The sequence below is a fragment of the Pseudomonas sp. R9.37 genome (genome assembly GCF_963878885.1).
Lineage (GTDB): Bacteria > Pseudomonadota > Gammaproteobacteria > Pseudomonadales > Pseudomonadaceae > Aquipseudomonas.
Genome location: NZ_CAWNZA010000043.1, coordinates 164450 through 185161 on the forward strand (window position 1 = coordinate 164450; position 20712 = coordinate 185161).

The 20712-nt window shown below is 60.3% G+C and carries 19 protein-coding genes; 6 read left to right on the forward strand and 13 right to left on the reverse strand.

The genetic code is table 11. The features are described 5' to 3' along the window. Window positions 1-85: 85 nt before the first annotated feature. Entirely contained in the window at window positions 86-1627 is a 1542-nt protein-coding gene (locus AACU78_RS19855; RefSeq protein WP_106577413.1) for a phosphoenolpyruvate carboxykinase, read from the forward strand. A 57-nt stretch (window positions 1628-1684) separates the two neighbouring features. On the opposite strand, the gene AACU78_RS19860 is transcribed toward AACU78_RS19855, so the two are convergent. The 4 genes from AACU78_RS19860 to AACU78_RS19875 form a co-directional block, all read right to left on the reverse strand. After that, window positions 1685-2548: a DMT family transporter gene (locus AACU78_RS19860; RefSeq protein ID WP_256586954.1), complete on the reverse strand. Its 864-nt coding sequence runs from the start codon at window positions 2546-2548 to the stop codon at window positions 1685-1687. A 160-nt stretch (window positions 2549-2708) separates the two neighbouring features. Beyond that, on the reverse strand, window positions 2709-3065 hold the full coding sequence (locus tag AACU78_RS19865; protein ID WP_106577415.1) for a DUF1493 family protein: 357 nt from the start codon (window positions 3063-3065) through the stop codon (window positions 2709-2711). A 1021-nt stretch (window positions 3066-4086) separates the two neighbouring features. Next, window positions 4087-4410, reverse strand: a complete 324-nt coding sequence (locus AACU78_RS19870; RefSeq protein WP_106577417.1) for a hypothetical protein — start codon at window positions 4408-4410, stop codon at window positions 4087-4089. Between the two features lie 192 nt (window positions 4411-4602). Beyond that, a complete protein-coding gene (locus AACU78_RS19875; RefSeq protein WP_106577418.1) occupies window positions 4603-4791 on the reverse strand; it encodes a YhfG family protein in 189 nt (62 codons plus the stop codon). A 293-nt stretch (window positions 4792-5084) separates the two neighbouring features. On the opposite strand from AACU78_RS19875, the gene AACU78_RS19880 reads away from it, so the two are divergent. Next, the gene (locus tag AACU78_RS19880; RefSeq protein ID WP_106577419.1) at window positions 5085-7022 is read left to right on the forward strand and encodes a RecQ family ATP-dependent DNA helicase; all 1938 of its coding nucleotides are present in this window, start codon (window positions 5085-5087) and stop codon (window positions 7020-7022) included. 21 nt (window positions 7023-7043) lie between these two features. Continuing rightward, window positions 7044-7475, forward strand: coding sequence for an acyl-CoA thioesterase (locus AACU78_RS19885; protein ID WP_106577420.1), 432 nt, complete (start codon window positions 7044-7046; stop codon window positions 7473-7475). Between the two features lie 140 nt (window positions 7476-7615). Here AACU78_RS19885 and AACU78_RS19890 read toward each other — a convergent pair whose 3' ends face one another. The 4 genes from AACU78_RS19890 to AACU78_RS19905 form a co-directional block, all read right to left on the reverse strand. Next, window positions 7616-8098, reverse strand: coding sequence for a YMGG-like glycine zipper-containing protein (locus tag AACU78_RS19890; protein WP_106577421.1), 483 nt, complete (start codon window positions 8096-8098; stop codon window positions 7616-7618). 407 nt (window positions 8099-8505) lie between these two features. Then, window positions 8506-10854, reverse strand: a complete 2349-nt coding sequence (locus AACU78_RS19895; protein ID WP_106577422.1) for an FdhF/YdeP family oxidoreductase — start codon at window positions 10852-10854, stop codon at window positions 8506-8508. After that, complete coding sequence (gene fdhD, locus AACU78_RS19900) at window positions 10851-11690, reverse strand: formate dehydrogenase accessory sulfurtransferase FdhD (protein WP_106577423.1); 840 nt, start codon at window positions 11688-11690, stop codon at window positions 10851-10853. Before fdhD ends, AACU78_RS19895 begins: the two co-directional genes overlap by 4 nt. A gap of 97 nt (window positions 11691-11787) precedes the next feature. Beyond that, entirely contained in the window at window positions 11788-12675 is an 888-nt protein-coding gene (locus tag AACU78_RS19905) for a LysR family transcriptional regulator (protein ID WP_106577424.1), read from the reverse strand. A gap of 131 nt (window positions 12676-12806) precedes the next feature. Between AACU78_RS19905 and lysM the strand changes: the two genes are divergently transcribed. Beyond that, window positions 12807-13247 carry a peptidoglycan-binding protein LysM gene (gene lysM, locus AACU78_RS19910; RefSeq protein ID WP_106577425.1) on the forward strand — a complete coding sequence of 147 codons (441 nt, stop codon included), beginning with the start codon at window positions 12807-12809 and terminating at the stop codon, window positions 13245-13247. Between the two features lie 139 nt (window positions 13248-13386). On the opposite strand, the gene yrfG is transcribed toward lysM, so the two are convergent. Continuing rightward, window positions 13387-14049, reverse strand: coding sequence for a GMP/IMP nucleotidase (gene yrfG / locus AACU78_RS19915; RefSeq protein ID WP_106577426.1), 663 nt, complete (start codon window positions 14047-14049; stop codon window positions 13387-13389). Between the two features lie 87 nt (window positions 14050-14136). On the opposite strand from yrfG, the gene nudE reads away from it, so the two are divergent. Then, window positions 14137-14703, forward strand: coding sequence for an ADP compounds hydrolase NudE (gene nudE, locus AACU78_RS19920; RefSeq protein ID WP_106577427.1), 567 nt, complete (start codon window positions 14137-14139; stop codon window positions 14701-14703). Beyond that, window positions 14700-15536, forward strand: coding sequence for a 3'(2'),5'-bisphosphate nucleotidase CysQ (gene cysQ, locus AACU78_RS19925; protein WP_106577428.1), 837 nt, complete (start codon window positions 14700-14702; stop codon window positions 15534-15536). Before nudE ends, cysQ begins: the two co-directional genes overlap by 4 nt. Before the next feature lie 348 nt (window positions 15537-15884). Here cysQ and AACU78_RS19930 read toward each other — a convergent pair whose 3' ends face one another. From AACU78_RS19930 to rfbB, 4 genes are all read right to left on the reverse strand, one after another. Then, window positions 15885-16340 (reverse strand): thioesterase domain-containing protein, encoded by a 456-nt coding sequence (locus tag AACU78_RS19930; RefSeq protein ID WP_106577429.1) that lies wholly within the window; start codon window positions 16338-16340, stop codon window positions 15885-15887. Between the two features lie 26 nt (window positions 16341-16366). Then, the gene (locus AACU78_RS19935; protein WP_106577430.1) at window positions 16367-17752 is read right to left on the reverse strand and encodes a sigma-54-dependent transcriptional regulator; all 1386 of its coding nucleotides are present in this window, start codon (window positions 17750-17752) and stop codon (window positions 16367-16369) included. Further along, window positions 17749-19557, reverse strand: coding sequence for a sensor histidine kinase (locus AACU78_RS19940; protein WP_106577431.1), 1809 nt, complete (start codon window positions 19555-19557; stop codon window positions 17749-17751). Before AACU78_RS19940 ends, AACU78_RS19935 begins: the two co-directional genes overlap by 4 nt. A gap of 61 nt (window positions 19558-19618) precedes the next feature. After that, the gene (gene rfbB, locus AACU78_RS19945; protein ID WP_106577432.1) at window positions 19619-20701 is read right to left on the reverse strand and encodes a dTDP-glucose 4,6-dehydratase; all 1083 of its coding nucleotides are present in this window, start codon (window positions 20699-20701) and stop codon (window positions 19619-19621) included. Window positions 20702-20712 lie beyond the last annotated feature (11 nt).

Below are 20712 nucleotides of genomic sequence, written 5' to 3' on the forward strand. Positions count from 1 at the left end.
CGGCCCACTTTTTTCGCGGTAGTAGTGCGCAACTTTCTACTACAAAACGTTTGGAGCACTCGGCCATAGGCCGACGGGGAACCTCATGACGCAAGCCAATAACGCCGTATACACCGATCTGAGTGTTGACGATCTGGTCAAAGAAGCCCTGCAGCGCGGTGAAGGCGTGCTTGCCGATACTGGCGCGCTGGTCGTAGAAACCGGTCACCGTACCGGCCGTTCTCCGGTCGACCGCTTCATCGTTGAAGAGCCTTCCACCCAGGACGCCATCGCCTGGGGCCCGATCAACCGCAAGTTCCCAGCCGACAAGTTCGATGCGCTGTGGAGCCGCGTAGAAGCATTCAACAACGCGCAAGAGCATTTCGTTTCCCACGTTCACGTAGGGGCTGCAGAAGACCACTACCTGGCCGTGAAAATGACCACCCAGACTGCCTGGCAGAACCTGTTCGGTCGTTGCCTGTTCATCAACCCGGCTCAGTACAACCCGGCCGGCCGTGATGAGTGGCAAGTGCTTAACGTGGCCAATTTCGAATGTGTGCCAGAGCGTGACGGCACTAACTCCGACGGTTGCGTGATCCTCAACTTCGCACAGAAAAAAGTCCTGATCGCCGGCATGCGTTACGCCGGTGAAATGAAAAAAGCCATGTTCTCGGTGCAGAACTTCCTGCTGCCGGCTGCTGATGTGTTGCCAATGCACTGCGCCGCCAACATCGGCGAAGAAGGCGACGTGACCCTGTTCTTCGGTCTGTCGGGCACTGGTAAAACCACCCTGTCCGCCGACGAAAGCCGTTACCTGATCGGTGACGACGAACACGGCTGGGGCGAAGGCGTGGTGTTCAACATCGAAGGCGGTTGCTATGCCAAGTGCATCGACCTCTCCGAGAAGAACGAGCCGGTTATCTGGAAAGCCATCAAGCACGGCACCGTGCTCGAAAACGTGGTGATCGACGATGCCAAGCACGCCGACTACACCAACGTCAGCCTGACCCAGAACAGCCGTGCCGCCTACCCGCTGGAGCACGTTGCCAAGCGTTCCGAGAAGAACCTGGGCGGTGAGCCAAACGCGGTAATCTTCCTGACCTGCGACCTGACCGGCGTGCTGCCGCCTGTGTCGATCCTCAGCGAAGAACAAGCGGCCTACCACTTCCTGTCCGGCTACACCGCGCTGGTGGGCTCGACCGAAATGGGTTCGGGCAGCGGCATCAAGTCGACCTTCTCCACCTGCTTCGGCGCGCCGTTCTTCCCACGCCCGGCCGGCGAATACGCAGAGCTGCTGATCAAGCGCGTGCGCGGCTTCGGCTCCAAGGTCTACCTGGTCAACACCGGCTGGACCGGCGGCGGCTACGGCGTCGGCAAACGCTTCAACATCCCGACCACTCGCGGCGTGATCGCAGCGATCCAGAGCGGCGCGTTGATCGGTGCCGAGACCGAACACCTGGACACCATCAACCTCGACGTGCCATTGGCCGTACCGGGCGTTGAGACTGGCCTGTTGAACCCACGTAACACCTGGTCTGACAAGGCTGCCTACGACGAAGCGGCGAAAGCGCTGGCGGGTCTGTTCATCGAGAACTTCAAGAAGTTTGAAGTGAGCGACGCGATCAAGGCGGCCGGGCCGAAGTTGTAAGGTTCAAAAGCTGTTAAAAAACCGCCCCCAGTGGGCGGCTTTTTTATGCGCGAAAGGTCAGTCGGCGATGTGCAAAACCACTGCGCCGGCCAGCACTAATGCAACGCCCAACACTTGCACCACCGACAACCGTTCCTTGAAAAACACAAATCCCAGCACCGCCGCAATCCCACCCGACAATGTACTGATCACCGTCACCACCGAAACCGACCCCGCCATCGCCCCCCACGAAAACGCCGAGAAACCCCCGAGGTTCATCAAGCTCGCACCGGTCAATGTCGCGCAGTTTTTCAGCGGTGGGATTTTCAGCCCGTCCTTGATCTTCAATACCATCACCACCAGCACGCACAGGCCTACCAGGTAACCGAGCCACAACATGGTGATCGGTCCCAGTGCCGGCAGCGTGTAGCGACCTTGCAGCCAGAAGCTGGTGCCATACAGCAAGGCGGCGAGCATGGCGTAGGCAATGGACAGGCGTGGGTGGTTGTGCGGGACGCCGTTGTCCTTGTGGATGCTGGAGAGGATCACGCCGACGACGCACACGCCGATGCAGCCAAGTTGGATCAGGCTGATGTGCTCACCGCTGGCCCAGGACAGCAGCGTCGTGACCACGCCGTACGACGTCACCAGCGGCGCGACGATGGCCGCTTTGCCCAGGGCGAAAGCCTTGGACAGCGCGAGGGCACCGGAGACGGTGAGCAGCGCGGCCGCGATGCCCAGGAGCCAGACGCTCAACGGGCTATTGAGGGATTTGAACAGGTACGCCGGGAAGATGGCCAGCAGCAGAGTCATGATCAGGAAACCGAGGGCTTGGCCGAAGTACACCGCGCGTTTAACGCCGACAGCCCGGGCATTGAGACCCACAAGAAAGTCCGTGCCACCCCAGAGCAGGGCGGCCAGCAGGCCCATTAATACGTCCATGTACGGTCCTTGGTATGTCAGTAATTGGCCAGATTAACGCAGAACCCATGTGGGAGCGGGCTTGCTCGCGAATGCGGTGGACCAGTGAGAAATACTCTGCCTGACACACCGCCTTCGCGAGCAAGCCCGCTCCCACATTTGAACCTCAGTGTTCTTGGGATCAGCTGAGGTTTTCCAGGGTTTGCGTGTCCCAGCTATGGGTTTTGATAGCCAGGTAGAGCATGCCGATGGTCAGCGGGATCTTATCGCCCCGGCCCTTGGCGCGGCGCTTGAGGAACACATCGAACACCGGCGGCTGGAAGTAACGATAAGCGTCGTAGTCGCCCAGGTCGACGGCAAAATCCTGCTCCAGCGCTTCCATAAATTGCTTGGCCTCGGCGCGGTCGCAGCCAAGGTCGAAGTTGAGCGAGGTTTCAAGGCGAAGGGTCTTGTGCTTCGGCAGGCCGATTTCTTCGTGCAGCAATTGCAGGAGCTGCTGCATGACGGGGTCTTCGGGGAAGTTGGGGGCCAGGTTCATGGTGGGAGCACGCAGAAGTGGGTGAGGGGGATGGTTGCATTGTCGGCGGAATGTGTTTCGGGTGATGAAGAGTAGCAACCCTAACAAGAATATGAAGACCGGTAGGAATGGCATTCTGAAGATCACCGCTATGTAGGGTAGCAGGAACGTCAAAGTGAGACCTGTGGTGAGACAGGTGATGGCGAAGCGCTTTCTAAGCGTGGGGTCGGTGATCTGGTAATGCATCACCATATAGATAAGGAGAAAAATCGCGGATTGAAGGTACAGGTCCATGTGATCAAGACTCGTCTGAGTAGACATGCATTGAGAGTGTTGACCGCTGAGGCCCGATTCCTCCTTTCACATTTGCGTCCAATCCGATGATGATGTCACCTGCGTGATACCTGCGAAGCTTGCCGGAAATCGTATCGCCAACTAAGCCAGCCGTTACCGTAGATATAGCTATCCCCGGGGCTTTAATCGCTCCGGAAATTATTTGTTTGATGAACACGTTTTGATCGTTTAACCGGTCGGCCTGGCTCCGTCTCAGCGTTTGGGAAATCGCGACTGCTCTCTCGCAGGGTAAATCTCGGGCCAACATTTTCTCGTACAAGCTGCGTATCTGATCACGCACTTTCCGCGCAGCTGTTTTCGCTTCAAGCAGGCACAGGTTAGCCAAGGCATGCCGACTGTCAGGCACAACAGTGAGGCGAATCATTGTGAAGGTGACGCCATAGTGGCCGATGTATTGAGTCCTTTCGATATTCACGGGTTTTTGCCGGGGCAGTGGAGAGGTCACTAGTTTCGGTCATGTGAAGGGAGGTTATGTAGAGGGTGAGATAGCTGTTTTAAGCAGTTTGGGAAGAGGGCTACATCGTCTTTGTCTGCTTCCCACAGAGCTTTCCGGCATTTGCGGTTTGACAGTGATTTTTTGGTAACACCCACCCAATGTGGGACCCGGGCTTGTCCGCGATGGTGGCGTGTCAGGTATGGAAATATTGCCTGACATGCCGCCATCGCGGGCAAGCCCTCTCCCACAGGTTTAGCTCAGTGGTTGGATGGGTTGTGGCTGTATTTCGACTGCCGGTTGCAGTTGAACGTGCTGCGCAGCTTCCATCAGATCACAGCCATCCTGCACCAGCAGATATAGGGCATTGATGATGTGAGAGATATCTTTGAGGTCGGCGTGTTCGAAGGTCAGGCAGGGGAAAGTTTCCAGTAAGTCGGTGGCAGCGCGGATGCGCTGGTGTCCGGCGGACTGGGTGTCTTCGGCGGTGGCTTCGGTATCGATGACGAGAGGGTGGGTGTCGGTGAAGTTGGTGCGTAGGAGGCGATAGCGATTGGTAGGGACATTGAGCGTTGTCATAAAAGGGCACTCCGAAAAAATCAAAGAAATACGCCAAAAAAATTGGCACGTTTATCTCTGCTGTTGTTCGAGTGACCACGCTCGTCGCCGTATTGATAGCGACGGAGCGAGCCTTAGAAGTCAGCGTTATTTCGAGCAATAAACATATGGTTCAATCATTTGGATCGTTCCCACGCAGAGCGTGAGGAACGATCAGTGAGTCTCAGTGGGATAAGAGGCGACGGCGCGGTACTTGGCAAGCACGGCTTCGCGGGTCGGCAGAGGTTTGTCGAAATCGGTCGGCTGGGTGTCGAATCTTTCCAGGCGCAGACTGGCCAACCAATTGGAGCGACGGATCTTGCGGTAGTGATCCTGTTTTTGCTCAAACGTCGGTTCGCTCATTGCAGCGTACTCTTGGGGCGCAAGGCTTGATCGTAGCGCAATGTTTCGGTTCGCAGGCGGGATAAAATCAAACGCACAACTGCTAAGTCAGCAGGTAGAGCGGATCTAAAATGCAGCTCCCACATCTGGTTCTTAGTGCTCCGACAAATCCGCGCGAAACATCCCACGTCGGCCCTGGGCCATCCTCTACCCCTGTATCATCCTGTCTCTTTTTTCCTTGTGACCTTTCTCGATTCGCTGAGCGCGCTGGTCTATGTTTTGCGCTCGTTCAGCGGTCAATGGAGTGACAGCTTATGCACAACACCCTCCAACAGGTCTTTGGTTATCCACAGTTTCGTTTGGGCCAGGAAGAGGCGGTCAGCGCCGTCCTGGCCGGTCGTTCGGCCGCGGCTATTTTCCCCACCGGCTCGGGCAAGTCGTTGTGTTATCAGCTGTCGGCGGTGCTGCTGCCGCACCTGACGCTGGTGGTGTCGCCGTTGTTGGCGTTGATGCAGGACCAGCTGGGTTTTCTGCAGCGCCACGGCATTTGCGCCGGCAGTATTGATTCGGCGCAGAGCCGCGAGGACGCCAATGATGTGATGGCCCGTGCGCGTTCGGGCGAGCTGAAAATTCTGATGATTTCCGTGGAGCGCTTGAAGAACGAGCGCTTCCGTAACTTTCTGCAAAGCGTGCAGATCTCGCTGTTGGTGGTGGACGAGGCGCACTGTATTTCCGAGTGGGGCCACAACTTCCGTCCGGACTATTTGAAGCTGCCGGACTACCAGCGTCAGTTCAATATCCCACAAGCGCTGCTGCTGACGGCTACGGCGACGCCCAAGGTGATTGCCGACATGCAGGCGAAGTTCGCCATTGCGCCGGACGATGTCATCACCACAGGCTTTTACCGGCCCAATCTCAACTTGCTGGTGGAGCCGGTGAGCGGACATGACAAACGTCGGCGCCTGGTCGAATGGATGAGCGAGCGAGCCAATCAGCCGAGTATCGTCTACGTCACCTTGCAGAAAACCGCTGAGCAGATCGCCGAACATCTGAACCGCAACGGCATTCAGGCCGAGGCTTATCACGCCGGTTTGCCCCACGACAAACGCGAGGGTATCCAGCAGCGTTTTATGGGTGGGCGCTCCAATTGCATCGTCGCCACCATCGCATTCGGCATGGGCATCGATAAAAGCGACATCCGCAACGTGGTGCACTTCGACCTGCCTAAATCCATTGAGAACTACAGCCAGGAAATCGGCCGTGCAGGGCGGGACGGGCAGCCATCCGATTGCCTGGTGTTGGCCAACCGCGACAGCCTCAATGTGCTGGAAAACTTCGTGTACGGCGACACGCCGGAGCAGGCGGGCATTCTCCGTGTGCTGGAGGAGTTGCAGGCGGCGCGCGGCGAGGGGCAGTGGGAGTTCTTGTTGAGGTCGCTGTCGGACCACAGCAACATCCGCGAGCTGCCATTGAAAACGCTGCTGGTGCAATTGGAGCTCAAGGGCGTGATTGCGCCGCGTTATGCTTTTTACGCCGAGTACCGCTTCAAATACCTGATCGAACCCGAAGCCTTGCTGGCGCGTTTTTCCGGCGAGCGCCAGCAGTTTGTCGCGGCGATCATTCAGGTATGCAGTCGCGCCAGAACCTGGGCGACCGTGGATTTCGACGCGCTGTACCAACAGCACAATGCCGAGCGTAGCCGGGTGGTAAAAGCGCTCGATTACTTCCAGGAGCAGGGCCTGATCGAGCTGGAAAGCAAGCAGATGACGGAGGTTTACAGCTTGCTGCACACCGAGTTCGATCCACAGGTGTTGAGCGAGGAGTTATACACAGGCTTCAAGCAGCACGAGGTGACGGAGGTGGCGCGGATCCATGCCATGCTCGATCTGTTTGCCACCGAGGATTGCCTGGGTCAGCGTTTGGCCCACTACTTTGGCGATGAAAACGCGCCGCTGCGCTGCGGGCATTGCTCGGTATGTCATGGCCATGTGGCGCATCTACCGCCGCCCCCGAGTTTGCCAGCGCTTGTGGATAAAAACTTCATGGCGCTGTGCGGTGATTTTATCCACAGGCACCATGAGCACACCGGGCAACTGCCGGGCGCGGAGCGGTTGACACGATTCCTGGGGGGTATCAGCGTGCCGCTGTTTACCAAGTTGAAGGCGCGCGGTATTCCGGGCTTTGCTGCGCTGGAGGCGTATCCCTACGCCGAGGTGCGTGAATGGGCCCAAGCTCATCTGAACGACCTGTAAATCCACTGAGGAGAGCTGCACATGTCTGATTCGATGCCGCAACGCGCTGACTACCGTCACTTCCAACCGATCATCACGCGTTGGCACGATAACGATGTGTATGGTCACGTGAACAATGTCACCTACTACAGCTACTTCGACACGGCGGTGAATACTTACCTGATTGAAGAGGGTGGGCTGGATATTCACGACGGTGAAGTGGTGGGGTTTGTGGTGAGTTCGGCGTGCGATTACTTTGCGTCGATCGCGTTTCCCGATCGCATAGAGATTGGCCTGCGCGTGGGCAAGTTGGGTAACAGCTCGGTGCAGTATGAGTTGGCGGTGTTCAAGTCAGGCGAAGAGGATGCCTGTGCGGCGGGGCGCTTTGTGCATGTCTTTGTGGACCGGGCGTCGAACCAGCCGGTGACGATTCCGGGGCGATTGCGCGAGGCGTTGCAGCGGTTGGTGGTGTAACACAACCTGTGTCATCAGCGAAAATCAATGTGGGAGCTGGCTTGCCTGCGATAACGGTGCGTCAGGGTTGGATGCGCTTCCGACACTACGCTATCGCGGGCAAGCCCGCTCCCACATTGGTCCAGCAGTGTCTCTAGACCTTACCGATGATTACGGTAGTGATGCTTGTTCTTGCGATGCCCATACGCATGGCCACGGCCACGATGGTCATCACGGTCATAACGACGGTTATCCCGACCGCGATAGCGACGGTCGTCGTCATCGCTCTTGTTGCCCATGTAGTTGCCCAGCGCACCACCTGCACCGCCGCCTGCGGCTGCGCCGATCAGGCTGCCGGTGTTGCCACCCATGCTGCGGCCTACCACGTTGCCGCCCGCCGCGCCGAGTGCGCCGCCAATGGCTGCTTCACCACGGCTGCGCTTGTCAGCGCCGACTGCACTGCCGCCCGCGCCGCCCAGCGCTGCGCCGATGGCCGAACCGGTGTTACCGCCGACCTGCTGGCCGACAACCGAACCTAGAACCCCGCCCAATGCGCCGCCCACACCGGCTTCGGTGGTGCCACCGGCCATGGCTGCGCCACTGACCAGGCCAAGGGACAACAAGAGAATCGAGGAAAACTTCATAGAGAGACCTCAAGAGGATGACGGCGCGATCCTGAGGTTGTATCGGGATGCTGACAATCGAAAACCGACCAGTGGTGCAGGTTGTATACAATTCTCTAAGTTACTGTTTTGTATGGGGAACTTAAGTGGATTTTGCGAGTCTTTAGCTACTTCGGAACGGCCGCTTTTATGCAAAAGCGGCCTTTTTTGTGCCTTGGATTTTCAGTAGTCGTGGCGAGCGGCTTGTTGCGGTGAGCGGGCTTGCCCCGCGTTGGGCTGCGAAGCGGCCCCTGATAATTGTCAGCGCATTCTTTCAGTCAGAACGCAGTGCCTGGACAAGGGGCTGCTACGCAGCCCAACGCGGGGCAAGCCCGCTCGCCACAACGGGCCCGGTGCCGCAACAAGCGCGCCCGTCACAACAATCCCGGTCAGGCCGAGCGCGCCATGATCAAGCCGGTCGCACTCGCCGCTTCCAGACGGATCGCCACAAACTTCGACGTCGGCGTATGGCTGCCATCGCCAGTGCTCTCCAGTGGCACCAGCGGGTTCACTTCCGGGTAGTAAGCGGCTGCCTGCCCTGCGGGAATATCAAACGCCAGCAACGTAAAGCCCTTCACTCGGCGTTCACGGCCGTCTTCCCACAGCGAAACGATGTCGGCTTTCTGCCCGGGCTTGAAGCCCAGGCGGATGATGTCGGCTTCATTCACGAACAGCACGTCACGCTGACCTTTCACGCCACGGTAGCGGTCGTCCAGGCCGTAAATGGTGGTGTTGTACTGATCGTGAGAGCGCATCGACTGCATGATCAGGTCCGGCACCCGGCCCGTGGCGTGGGTGCGTTCGTGGATCAGGTCTTTGGGCAGCACGTTCGGGCGGAAATTGGCGCGGCCCGAGGGCGTGTTCCAGCGGCGTGCGCCAGCGGAGTTGCCCAGGTAGAAACCGCCCGGGTGTTTGATGCGCTCGTTGAAGTCCTTGAAGCCTGGGATGGTGTCGGCGATGAGGTCGCGGATGCGCCCGTAGTCGGCGACCAGCCAGTTCCAGTCCACGGGTTTGCTGCCCAGGGTTGCGGCAGCAATGCCGGCAAGAATCGCAGGCTCGGATTTCATCAGCTTCGACAGTGGCTGCAGTTGGCCGTTGGAGCCGTGAACCATGCTGAACGAGTCTTCCACCGTCACCGCTTGCGGGCCGTCGGCCTGGATATCGATGTCGGTACGGCCCAGGCACGGCAGGATCAGCGCGTCTTTACCGTGCATCAAATGGCTGCGGTTGAGCTTGGTGCTGATCTGCACGGTCAGGTCGCAGCTGCGCAGTGCTTCAAAGGTGCGCGGGCTATCGGGCGTGGCTTGGGCGAAGTTGCCGCCCAGGCCGATAAACACTTTGGAGCGGCCTTCGAGCATCGCGTGGATGGCTTCCACAACGTTATGGCCACTGTGGCGCGGCACCTGGAACTGGAAGCGCCGTTCCAGGGAATCGAGGAATGCCACCGGTGGGCGCTCGTTGATGCCCATGGTGCGGTCGCCCTGCACGTTGCTGTGGCCGCGCACCGGGCACAAGCCGGCGCCTGGGCGGCCGATGTTGCCGCGCAGCAGCATCAGGTTGGCGATTTCCTGAATGGTCGGCACCGAGTGGCGGTGCTGGGTGATGCCCATCGCCCAGCACATGATCACGTTCTTGCCTTTGGCGTACATGCGCGCCGCTTGCTCGATCTCCACCAGGGTCAGGCCGGACTGCTCGACGATCTCATCCCACGAGGTGTCGTCGATCTGGCCGAGGTACTCCAGCACGTTGGTGGTGTGTTCGTTGAGGAAGTCGTGATCGAACACGGCTTCTTTGCCTTCGGCCTGGGCCTGGCGTTCCCACAGCAGCAGGAACTTGGCCATGCCGCGCAGGATGGCCATGTCGCCGCCCAGTGCCGGGCGGAAATAGGCGGTGTTGGTCGGCTTGTCGCCGTTGGTGAGCATTTCCAGCGGGTGTTGCGGGTGCTGGAAACGTTCCAGGCCGCGCTCTTTCAGCGGGTTGATGCACACCACCTGGGCGCCGCGTTTAACTGCCTCACGCAGCGGTTCGAGCATGCGCGGATGGTTGGTGCCGGGGTTCTGGCCCCACACGAAAATCGCATCGGCGTGTTCGAAATCGTCAAAGGTCACGGTGCCTTTGCCCACCCCCACGCTTTGCGCCAGGGCCACGCCGCTGGCTTCGTGGCACATGTTTGAGCAGTCCGGGAAGTTGTTGGTGCCGTAGGCGCGCACAAACAGCTGATACAAGTAAGCCGCCTCGTTGCTGGCGCGGCCCGAGGTGTAGAACTCGGCCATGTCCGGGCTTGGCAGTGCGTTGAGGTGCTTGCCGACCAGGTCGAACGCCGCTTCCCAGCTGATCGGCGTGTAGCGGTCAGTTGCGGCGTCATAGCGCATCGGCTCGGTCAGGCGGCCCTGGTATTCGAGCCAATAGTCGCTTTGCTCCAGCAGTGCGGTGACGCTGTGCTTGGCAAAAAAAGCGGCATCCACGCGGCGTTTGGTGGCTTCCCAGTTGACCGCCTTGGCGCCGTTTTCGCAGAACTTGACCATGCCGCTTTCCGGCGAATCGCCCCAGGCGCAGCCCGGGCAGTCGAAGCCGCCGTTCTGGTTGGTCTTGAGCATCATGCGCAGGTTTTTCAGCGCGTTGTCGCTGGTCAACCAGGCCTGCGCCACGCTGATCAGTGCGCCCCAGCCGCCAGCCGGGCCTTTGTAGGGCTTGTAGCGCGGAGTCGGGGTTTGGTCGGCTTGGTGGTGCTGGCTCATGACTGGTTCTCCATCGCAGGGCTGTAGACCCGCGGCGCACTTTTCTGCGGCAGGTGGATGAGATTGAGGTTGTGTCGGCGGGCCCATTGCAAGGCCAGGCCGGTAGGCGACGACAGGCTGACCAGGGTCTGGATGCCCGCGCGCAGAACTTTCTGGATTAATTCGAGGCTGCAGCGACTGGTGACAATCGCCAGGCCGCCGTCGGTCGGAATCTTTTGGCGGATCAAGGCGCCGATCAACTTATCCAGGGCGTTATGCCGGCCGATGTCTTCGCGACCCATCAGCAATTCGCCCTGATTATTCATAAACACCGCCGCATGCACTGCGCCGCTGTACTGGCCCAACGGCTGGAACGCGCTGATGCGCTGGCGCAGGCCGTCGAGCCATTCGGCAGGTGGCAAGGGCGCGCCGGGCAGCACTTGAAGGTCTGGCAGGGCTTGCTCCACCGCCTCGACACCGCACAAACCGCAGCCACTGGTGCCCGCCAATTGGCGGCGCTGCTGCTTGAGGTTCCAGAAGGCACGGCTGGAAATTTGCACCTGAGCGTATTGGGTCGAGCCCGAACCGCTGAGTTTCAGGTCATATATGTCGCTAACGTCGGCGATAATGCCGCTGCCGATGCTGAAGCCGACGATGAAATCTTCCAGGTCCGTTGGCGTCACCAACATGACCGCCTGGCTGATGTCGTTATAGGCAATCGCCAATGCCACTTCTTCCGCCAACGCTGTGCTGGCGACTTCTGTGTGTTTGAGGTTGCAAAACTGGTAGCTCTGGCTGGAGGCGGGCGCGGGCGTTTCTAGGGCGGGCGCCGCGCAGACTGGGCGCTTGGCGTTCATGTGGCAGTACCACCGGCGGATTGATCAGTGTTTAGACTAGGCGCGACAAAGGGTCGCGTCTAATCGCCAGTACTGATCTATCGATAGATGGCGTCGATCAAGGCTCTTGCTGCGATTTTTGAAACAGTGCGAAACAGGCTTCCGCCAATGCCGAACGCGGTGCGCTGCGACGCATGATCAGCCCCAGGCGAGCCAACGTGTGGGCGTCTTCAATGGGTTGCAGGCGCAGGTGCTCAGTCAGTGCATCCAGGCCGCCGTCCAATGGCATCACCGCGCAGCACAGGCCGCCGTGCACGGCTTGTAACAATTGATGCACCGCGTCGGTTTGCAACAGCGGTTGCGGGTTGAGCCCGCGGCTGTGGAAATTATGGTCGATGGACTGACGGAAATGCATGCCGCTGGTGAGCATGCCCAGCGGCAGTTCGATCAGCGCTTCCCAGCTCAACGGCCTGTCGCCGAAGCTGAAAAAACGCTGGTCGTAGAGCAGGCCCATGCGGGTTTCGCCCAAGGCCAGCGAGTCGAAGCGCTCGTTATCCAGGCGCTCCAGGTAGGACACGCCGAGGTCCAGGCGGTTGCTCGCCAGCTGTTCGAGGATTTGTTCGGAGCTCAATGCCGACAGTTCAAAGCGCAGGCTCGGATGCTCTTTATGCAGTTGCTGCATCAAGGCCAAGGGATCGAAGCTCGACAACGGCACCACACCCAGGCGCAGGGTGCCGACCAAATTGCCGCGACAGGCCGCTGCTTCGGCCTGCAAGCCGTCATAGGCCGCCAGCACCGTGCGCGCCCACGCCAGCACGCGCTCGCCCGGCGCGGTAAAGCCTTCAAAGCGCTGACCGCGATTGACCAGCGGCAAGTCCAGCTCTTCTTCCAGGTTACGCAAGCGCATCGACAGGGTCGGCTGGGTGATATGGCAGCGCGCGGCCGCCTGACCGAAGTGGCGCGTCTCGTCGAGGGCGATGAGGAATTTCAGCTGTTTGATGTCCATCTTCGCTCCGGGCTTATTCCAATGGCGGGGGATTCTAGCGCGTTTGGGTCTTTGGTCGGCCTGGAACCCAAGACAGCAGGACTGGTCTAGTCTTGGGCATCTGGAACTTAAAAACCCAAGGAGAGCGCACCATGAGTATTTTTAGCTTTGTTAAGGAAGCAGGCGAGAAGCTTATTGACCTGTTGACGCCGGGTAACGCCAACGCAAGTGATGAGTTGAAAAAGCACATCAGCGATGTCGGGCTCGGAAACCCGAATATCACCGCAACCGTTGATGGCGACAAGGTCACCGTGAAGGGTGAAGTTGCCTCTCAGGAAGAAAAAGAAAAAATCATCCTGGCTGCAGGCAACATCGCAGGTGTTGGCAGTGTAGAAGACCAGATCACCGTGACCGGCCCGGCTGTGACAGCGGCCCGTTTCGTCGTCGTGAAAAAGGGCGACACGCTGAGCGCGATTTCCCTGGCGGTGTACGGCAACGCCAACCAGTACAACAAGATCTTTGAGGCCAACAAGCCGTTGCTCAAAGATGTGAACAAAATTTACCCAGGACAGACACTGCGCATTCCTGAGTAATACGCTGGCCCAACGGTGGGAGCGGGATTGTGTGGGAGCTGGCTTGCCTGCGATAGCATCACCTCGGTGTCATTGATACACCGAGGTGCCTATATCGCGGGCAAGCCCGGCGCTCACACAAGCCCGTTCCCACTTTTGATTAGAGCCCGGCGATCAGATCCCGGTAATCCCCCACCGCCGCAAACTCTGCTGTGTCCTTTGGCCCCTTCTTGCTGTCCGGTTCTTTCACTGCCAGCAGATGCCCCACGCCAAAATCCCGGGCACTGCGCAGGATCGGCAAGGTGTCATCAATAAACAGGCTGCGCGCCGGGTCGAATTGGATGTCCGCTTGCAGGGCATCCCAGAATTGCGGGTTCTCCTTGGCAAAACCATAGTCATGGGAGCTGATCAACCGCTCGAAATACGGCGCCAGTTCAATGCGTTCCAACTTCAAGGACAGCGAGTCACGATGAGCGTTGGTGATCAGAATCACGCGCTTGCCGGCCTGCTTGATCGCCGCCAGAAAGGTATCCGCGTCCGGGCGCAGGGCAATCAGGTGGGCCGTTTCCAGCTTGAGTTCGCGCACCGGAATATTCAGTTCCGTGCTCCAGAAGTCCAGGCAATACCATTGCAACTGTCCCGCGTTACGCTCGAACAGTGGCTGCAGTTCCCTATCGGCCATGGCCCGGCTTACGCCGTGCAGCTCGGCGTAGCGCTGGGGCAGGTGCTCCATCCAGAAATGGTTGTCGAAATGCAGGTCGAGCAAGGTGCCGTCCATGTCCAGCAGGACGGTATCGATGGCGTGCCAGGGCAAAGAGGGCATGGGGCGTTCTCATGTAAGTAAAGATATCCGACACAGACAATCGGAAAAGCCACGGTATAGTAACCCGATCACGCCAAGGAGCCGCTTATGCGCCAGAAACCCACCGTCCTCGCCCGCGAAATAGTCGCCAGTAGCCGTTTGTTCCGCGTGGAGGAAGTGCAATTGCGCTTTTCCAATGGCGTTGAACGGACCTACGAGCGCCTGGTAGGCCGCGGTGCCGGCTACGGCGCGGTGATGATCGTGGCGATGATTGACGACGATCATGCGTTGCTGGTGGAGGAGTACTGCGGCGGCACCGATGAATATGAGGTGTCGTTGCCCAAGGGGCTGATCGAACCCGGCGAAGACGTGCTGGCGGCGGCCAACCGTGAACTCAAGGAAGAGGCCGGTTATGGCGCGCGTCAGTTGGAGCACATTACCGAGCTGTCGTTGTCGCCCGGCTACATGAGCCAGAAAATCCAGGTGGTGTTGGCCACCGATCTGTACGAAGAGCGCCTGGAGGGCGATGAGCCTGAGCCGATGCGGGTTGATCGGGTTAACCTGCGCGAGCTGTCGCAGCTTGCGCAAAACGAGCAGTTCAGCGAGGGGCGCGCCCTGGCGGCACTGTATCTGGTACGAGACCTGTTAACCCAGCGTGGAGCGTTTATCGCATGAGCGAACTGTTTTTAGGTCACCCGTTTATTGCGCCTGTGATTGAGCTGGCCCGTCAGGCGGGTGAAGTGATCCTGCCGTATTGGCGCGCCGACGTGGAGGTCAGCTCCAAGTCGGATGACTCGCCGGTGACGGCAGCGGACCTGGCCGCTCACCATCTGATTCTCGCCGGCCTTACCGCACTCGACCCGAGCATTCCGGTGTTGTCCGAAGAAGACGCGGATATCGACCAGAGTGTGCGTGCGGGCTGGCAGCGCTGGTGGCTGGTTGACCCGCTGGATGGCACCAAGGAATTTATCTCTGGCAGCGAAGAATTCACCGTCAATATCGCCTTGATCGAACAAGGCCGCGTGGTGTTTGGTGTGGTATCGATGCCGACCAGTGGCCGTTGCTACTTCGGAGGCGCGGGGCTGGGGGCGTGGCGTTCTGATGTGAACGAGGCACCCAAGCAGATTCAGGTACGCCAGACGCCGGCAGCAGGTGAAGCCTTCACCGTGGTTGCCAGCCGTCGCCACAGCAGCCCTGAGCAGGAGCGCCTGCTGCACGGCTTGAGCGAAGGCCTGGGAGCGTTGAAGCTGGCGAATATCGGCAGCTCGCTGAAATTCTGCCTGTTGGCCGAAGGCAGTGCCGATTGCTATCCACGTTTGGCGCCGACGTCGCAGTGGGACACCGCAGCGGCCCAAGGCGTGTTGGAAGGCGCGGGCGGCGAGGTGTTGGAGTTGAGTGGTAAGCCGTTCAGCTATCCGGCGCGGGAATCGCTGCTGAACCCGTTCTTTTTGGCGCTGCCGGCCAAGGCCGCATGGCGCGAGCGCTTGCTGACCCTGGCGAGATCCTGAGCCTGGCCTAGATTCAATGTGGGAGCTGGCTTGCCTGCGATTTCGGTAGAGCAGCCACTCACGCTGTGACTGTCAGATCGCTATCGCGGCGCCTCAACATAGCTTCCGATAAACACTAAATAGGTAACAGACGAGCTTTCGTGGCGAGCGGGCTTGCCCCGCGTTGGGCTGCGATGCGGCCCCACTAAGAACACCGCGCTCTGCCGGCCGACCGCCGTTTCAGGTTTTAGGGCTGCTTCGCAGCGCAACGCGGGGCAAGCCCGCTCGCCACGGAGGATGGGGGCGCCATTCGGAAGTTGTGTAGACACCGTGGCAATCCAGCGCTCATATTTTTTTGGGGTTTGACGGTTAACGGTGCAAGACGTACTGGCCAGTAAACGCCACCGCGCGCTCCTCACTCCCCTCATTCACGATCCACGTCTCCAGCGTCAGCCGCGCCCGGCCATAACGGTTATACGTCGCCACAAAACGCTTCCACACCTTCTCCTCCGGCGCTCGACACACCACCGTCGCATCCCGTGTGACTGGCAGCGGATAGCTGATCTGCCCTTCCTGAATCACGATATGCCCGTCTTCTATGCCTTCTTCGCGCAATTGCAGGTGCAGCCAACCCCAGCCCGCCAGCACGGCGCCGCAATACAGGCTGCCGCCAAACATGGTGCTCTTGTGGTTGATATTGGCTTGCAAGGGCAGGTGCAGCTGCAACTGGCCGTGTTGCCAGTCGAGCACCTTGAGACCCATTTCCCGGGTAAGCGGGATGTCGTGGTGAAGGATGGATTCCAGGTAACGGCTGTCGCGGCTCATGGCGGCCTCTTGGCGAGTGGGCAGGGTCATTCGTCGTCGGCGCTGTGGTTGGCGCTGTCGGCGAAGTTCAGGCCGTGCTTGCGCAGTTTGTCGTGCAGGGTTTTGCGCGGTATGCCCAAGGCTTCCGCGAGGCTGCGCACCGAGCTGTGAGGGCGGGTCAGCTCGGCGGCGATCAGGCTTTTTTCGAACTGCTCGACCTGTTCGCTCAGGCCGCCGGGCGTGGAAGTCAGGACGCCAGCGGCAGGGTTGTCCGCCGTGGCGTCCAGTGCCAGCTCGAGCCCCAGGGCAAAGCGTTCTGCCGCATTCTGAAGTTCGCGCACATTGCCGGGCCAACTATGACGCAGCAGCAGCGCGCGCTGGCCCGGTTGCAGTTCGTTAAGCGGCAGGCCGTGACGGCTGCTGGCCTCGTCGGCGAAGTGTTGAAACAGCATCAAGGCATCCTCGCCGCGCTCGCGCAACGGTGGAATGCGCAGCGGTGCAACATTGAGGCGGTAATACAAGTCAGCGCGAAAGCGTCCCTGATCGGCAGCTTGGCGCAGGTCTTCCTTGGTGGCAGCGATGATGCGGATATCCAGCGGGATCAGTTGATTGCCCCCCAGGCGTTCCACCACGCGCTCCTGCAACAGGCGCAACAGCTTGACCTGCACGTCCAGGCTCATGCTTTCGATTTCATCGAGAAACAGCGTGCCGCCATTGGCGAATTCGAATTTGCCGATACGGCGTTTCTGCGCGCCGGTAAACGCTCCCGGCTCATGGCCGAACAGCTCGCTCTCGACCACTGATTCGGCCAGTGCGCCGGCGTTGATCGCCACAAACGGCCCGCTGCGTCGGCTGGACAGGTCGTGCAGCGCGCGCGCCACCACCTCTTTGCCGGCGCCGGTTTCGCCGAGGATCAGCACGTCGGCGCGGGTCGCGGCCAGGGCGCCGATCTGCTCGCGCAGGCGCAGCATTTGCGGCGAATGCCCGACCAGGCGCGTGCTCAATTGCTGACGGTCACTGAGGGCCAGGCGCAGGCTGCGGTTGTCCAGCACCAGACGGCGCAGGGCCAGGGCGCGACGCACGCTGTCGAGCAGGGCATCGCTGGCGAAGGGTTTTTCAAGGAAATCATAAGCGCCGGCCCGCATGGCTTGCACCGCCAGCGGCACGTCGCCGTGGCCGGTGATCAACAGCACCGGCAGTTCCGGGTCCTGGCCGTGCAGTTCGGCGAGCAACTCAAGGCCGTCCATGCCGGGCATGCGGATGTCGCTGACCACCACGCCCGGCCAGTCCCGCGACAGGCGCGCAGTGAGGCCGGTGGCTTCGCCCAGGGTCAGGACGTTCAGCCCGGCCAGGTCCAGGGTCTGGCACAGGGCCTGACGCAGGTGTGGATCGTCGTCGATCAACACCACCTGAATCTGGTTATCGATACTCATACACTGCGGTCCTCGGACGGTTGCAGACTGACGCCCGGCGAGCCGGCACGCAATTTCAAGGTTAACAGCGCGCCGCCTTCCTTGTGGTTGGCAAACAGCAATTCGCCACCAAAGGCACGCATCAACGTGTCACAAATTGCCAGCCCCAGCCCAAGGCCCTGGGTGCGCGTCTTGGTGGTGTAGAACGGCTCGCTGGCGCGGCCCAGGGCTTCCATGCAAAAGCCTGGACCGTTGTCGCGAATGTACAGGTTGACGCCCTGTTCGGTGGTTTGGGCACTCAACCAGAGTTTGCGCGGCGGGCCTTTTTCGGTGAGAGCGTCGAGGGCGTTGGCCAGCAAGTTGCCGAGTACCTGGCGCAGACGCGTTTCGCCGGCTTGTACCCACAGGGTTGCTTCTGGCAAATCGCGGATCAGCTCCACTTCCATCGACCGTCGCCGCTTGGCCAGCAACGCCAGTGCATCGTCCAGCGCCGGTTGCAGGGCCACGCTTTCCGGTGCGTGGCGGTCGCGACGGGCGAACGCGCGCAGATGCGCGATGATCGAGGCCATGCGCCCGGTCAGTTCGCTGATCAGTTTGAGGTTGCCGCGAGCGTCATTGGTGCGCTCGTGGTCGAGCAGGATCTCGGCGTTTTCTGCGTAGCTGCGAATCGCCGCGAGCGGTTGATTGAGTTCGTGGCTGATGCTCGCCGACATGGTCCCCAACGCTGACAGCTTGCCGGCTTGCACTAGGTCGTCCTGGGCGCGAACCAGCTCCTGCTGGGCGTGTTCGCGCTCAAGCACTTCCTGTTTCAGGCGACGGTTGAGGCCTTCAAGGTCGCTGGTGCGCTCGATCACGCGGGCTTCCAGTTCGCGGCGCGCCTTGGCTTCAAACGCGATGCGTTCCAGATAATGGCGACGGCGCTGCATCATCAAGCCCAGCAGCAGCATCAGTACCAGCAATGTGGCGCCGCCGACCGCTACCACCGTGCGCACCGGGCGATTGATCAGCGAGCGCGGCGCCAGAATTTCCACCGTCCAGCCGGTTTCGGCAATGGCTGAGGATTGGCGCAGCCATGCCGTCGTACTCAAGGCCAGCGGCTGGGGGTCGCGCGTCGGGTAGGGCTGGATCGCGATGATGGCTTGGCGCTCTTCGGCGGTCAGCGGCCGTGTCGCACGGAATCGCCATTGCGGGCGCGATGTAAGGATCACCACGCCGTTGTGGTCCGTCACCAGCAGTTGTTCCGGGGTTTTGCCCCACAGGCTTTCGGTATGGTCCAGGTCAACCTTGACCACCAGCACACCGATGATCGTGTCGCCATCGCGCACGGCGGCGGCGAAGAAGTAGCCGCGTTTGGCCGACGTGGTGCCCAGTCCGAAAAAACGGCCCAGGCGCCCGGCCATGGCTTCGCTGAAATAGGGGCGAAACGAGAAGTTGCGCCCGACAAAGCTGTCCTGCTTGTCCCAATTGGAGGCGGCGAGCGTTTTGCCGGTGGTGTCCATCAGGTACATCACTTCCACCCCGGCCTGGGCGGCGACGTTCTTGAGCAACAGGTTGGCGTTGACCAGGTTGGTGCTGACATCGGGCGCATCCAGCGCGGTGCGCAGGGCCGGCAAGTCACCCAGAATCTGGGGCAGCACTTCATAGCGGTGCAGGGTGCCGAGCAGGTTGGCGACGTAGAGGTCGAGGGTCTGGCGGTTTTGACCGGCCAGTTCGCTGCGGTAATAGCGCTCGGCCAGGTGTTCCAGCGGCCACAGCAGCGGTGCCAGGCACAACGCCAACAGGGCGAGGCTGCGCCAGCGGGGTCTTCGCGGAAGGGGTGGAGTCATGGGAATCATGCGCCTGTGGGGACAGGCGCATTATGCCTAGCTGTGGTGCGTGATGCTGTTGTTATGCGATCAGGTCTTTTGGCTCGGTGTTACCCAGGCGCTCACCCTGATAGCTGCCGTCCTGGACGCGGCGGCACCAGTCGAGGTTATCGAGGTACCACTGCACCGTTTTGCGCAGGCCGGTTTCGAAGGTTTCTTCGGGCACCCAACCCAGGTCGTGCTCGATCTTGCTGGCATCGATCGCGTAGCGCTGATCGTGGCCCGGGCGATCCTTGACGAAAGTGATCAGGTCGGTGAATTTTTCCACGCCCGCCGGGCGATTGGGTGCCAGTTCTTCGAGCAGGCCACAAATGCCGCGTACCACGTCGATATTCTTCTGTTCGTTGTGGCCGCCGATATTGTAGGTCTCGCCGACCACACCTTCGGTAACCACTTTCAACAGCGCGCGAGCGTGATCTTCGACGAACAGCCAATCGCGCACTTGCAAGCCATCACCGTAGACCGGCAGTTGCTTGCCGGCGAGGGCGTTGAGGATGACCAGCGGGATCAGTTTTTCGGGGAAGTGGAACGGCCCGTAGTTGTTCGAGCAGTTGGTCAGCAGCACCGGCAGGCCGTAAGTACGCTGCCACGCGCGGACCAGGTGGTCGGACGCCGCCTTGCTGGCCGAGTACGGCGAGCTGGGCGCGTAAGGCGTGGTTTCAGTGAACAGGTCGTCCACGCCGTGCAGGTCGCCATAAACCTCATCGGTGGAGATGTGGTGAAAGCGAAACGCGCTCTTGGCCGGCTCTTCCAGCGTTTGCCAGTAAGCGCGAGTGGCTTCCAGCAGGCTGTAAGTGCCGACGATGTTGGTCTGGATGAAATCCGACGGGCCATCAATGGAGCGGTCGACATGCGACTCGGCTGCCAGGTGCATGATTGCCTCAGGCTTAAAGCGCGCAATCACGGCGCTGACCGCAGCCTGGTCGATGATATCGGCCTGCACGAACTCATAGCGGCTATTGGACGCAATGCTGGTCAGCGATTCCAGGTTGCCGGCGTAGGTGAGTTTGTCCAGATTGAGCACGTCGTGCTCGGTGTTTTGAATCAGGTGACGAACCAGGGCGGAACCGATAAAACCGGCACCGCCGGTGATGAGAATACGCATGTCGAGGGCCT

Bases quoted from the DNA above. Each gene is read 5' to 3' on its own strand.
- AACU78_RS19855 (WP_106577413.1), top strand. From the start codon at position 86: ATGACGCAAGCCAATAACGCCGTATACACCGATCTGAGTGTTGACGAT.
- AACU78_RS19860 (WP_256586954.1), bottom strand. From the start codon at position 2,548: ATGGACGTATTAATGGGCCTGCTGGCCGCCCTGCTCTGGGGTGGCACG.
- AACU78_RS19865 (WP_106577415.1), bottom strand. From the start codon at position 3,065: ATGAACCTGGCCCCCAACTTCCCCGAAGACCCCGTCATGCAGCAGCTC.
- AACU78_RS19870 (WP_106577417.1), bottom strand. From the start codon at position 4,410: ATGACAACGCTCAATGTCCCTACCAATCGCTATCGCCTCCTACGCACC.
- AACU78_RS19875 (WP_106577418.1), bottom strand. From the start codon at position 4,791: ATGAGCGAACCGACGTTTGAGCAAAAACAGGATCACTACCGCAAGATC.
- AACU78_RS19880 (WP_106577419.1), top strand. From the start codon at position 5,085: ATGCACAACACCCTCCAACAGGTCTTTGGTTATCCACAGTTTCGTTTG.
- AACU78_RS19885 (WP_106577420.1), top strand. From the start codon at position 7,044: ATGTCTGATTCGATGCCGCAACGCGCTGACTACCGTCACTTCCAACCG.
- AACU78_RS19890 (WP_106577421.1), bottom strand. From the start codon at position 8,098: ATGAAGTTTTCCTCGATTCTCTTGTTGTCCCTTGGCCTGGTCAGTGGC.
- AACU78_RS19895 (WP_106577422.1), bottom strand. From the start codon at position 10,854: ATGAGCCAGCACCACCAAGCCGACCAAACCCCGACTCCGCGCTACAAG.
- fdhD (WP_106577423.1), bottom strand. From the start codon at position 11,690: ATGAACGCCAAGCGCCCAGTCTGCGCGGCGCCCGCCCTAGAAACGCCC.
- AACU78_RS19905 (WP_106577424.1), bottom strand. From the start codon at position 12,675: ATGGACATCAAACAGCTGAAATTCCTCATCGCCCTCGACGAGACGCGC.
- lysM (WP_106577425.1), top strand. From the start codon at position 12,807: ATGAGTATTTTTAGCTTTGTTAAGGAAGCAGGCGAGAAGCTTATTGAC.
- yrfG (WP_106577426.1), bottom strand. From the start codon at position 14,049: ATGCCCTCTTTGCCCTGGCACGCCATCGATACCGTCCTGCTGGACATG.
- nudE (WP_106577427.1), top strand. From the start codon at position 14,137: ATGCGCCAGAAACCCACCGTCCTCGCCCGCGAAATAGTCGCCAGTAGC.
- cysQ (WP_106577428.1), top strand. From the start codon at position 14,700: ATGAGCGAACTGTTTTTAGGTCACCCGTTTATTGCGCCTGTGATTGAG.
- AACU78_RS19930 (WP_106577429.1), bottom strand. From the start codon at position 16,340: ATGAGCCGCGACAGCCGTTACCTGGAATCCATCCTTCACCACGACATC.
- AACU78_RS19935 (WP_106577430.1), bottom strand. From the start codon at position 17,752: ATGAGTATCGATAACCAGATTCAGGTGGTGTTGATCGACGACGATCCA.
- AACU78_RS19940 (WP_106577431.1), bottom strand. From the start codon at position 19,557: ATGACTCCACCCCTTCCGCGAAGACCCCGCTGGCGCAGCCTCGCCCTG.
- rfbB (WP_106577432.1), bottom strand. From the start codon at position 20,701: ATGCGTATTCTCATCACCGGCGGTGCCGGTTTTATCGGTTCCGCCCTG.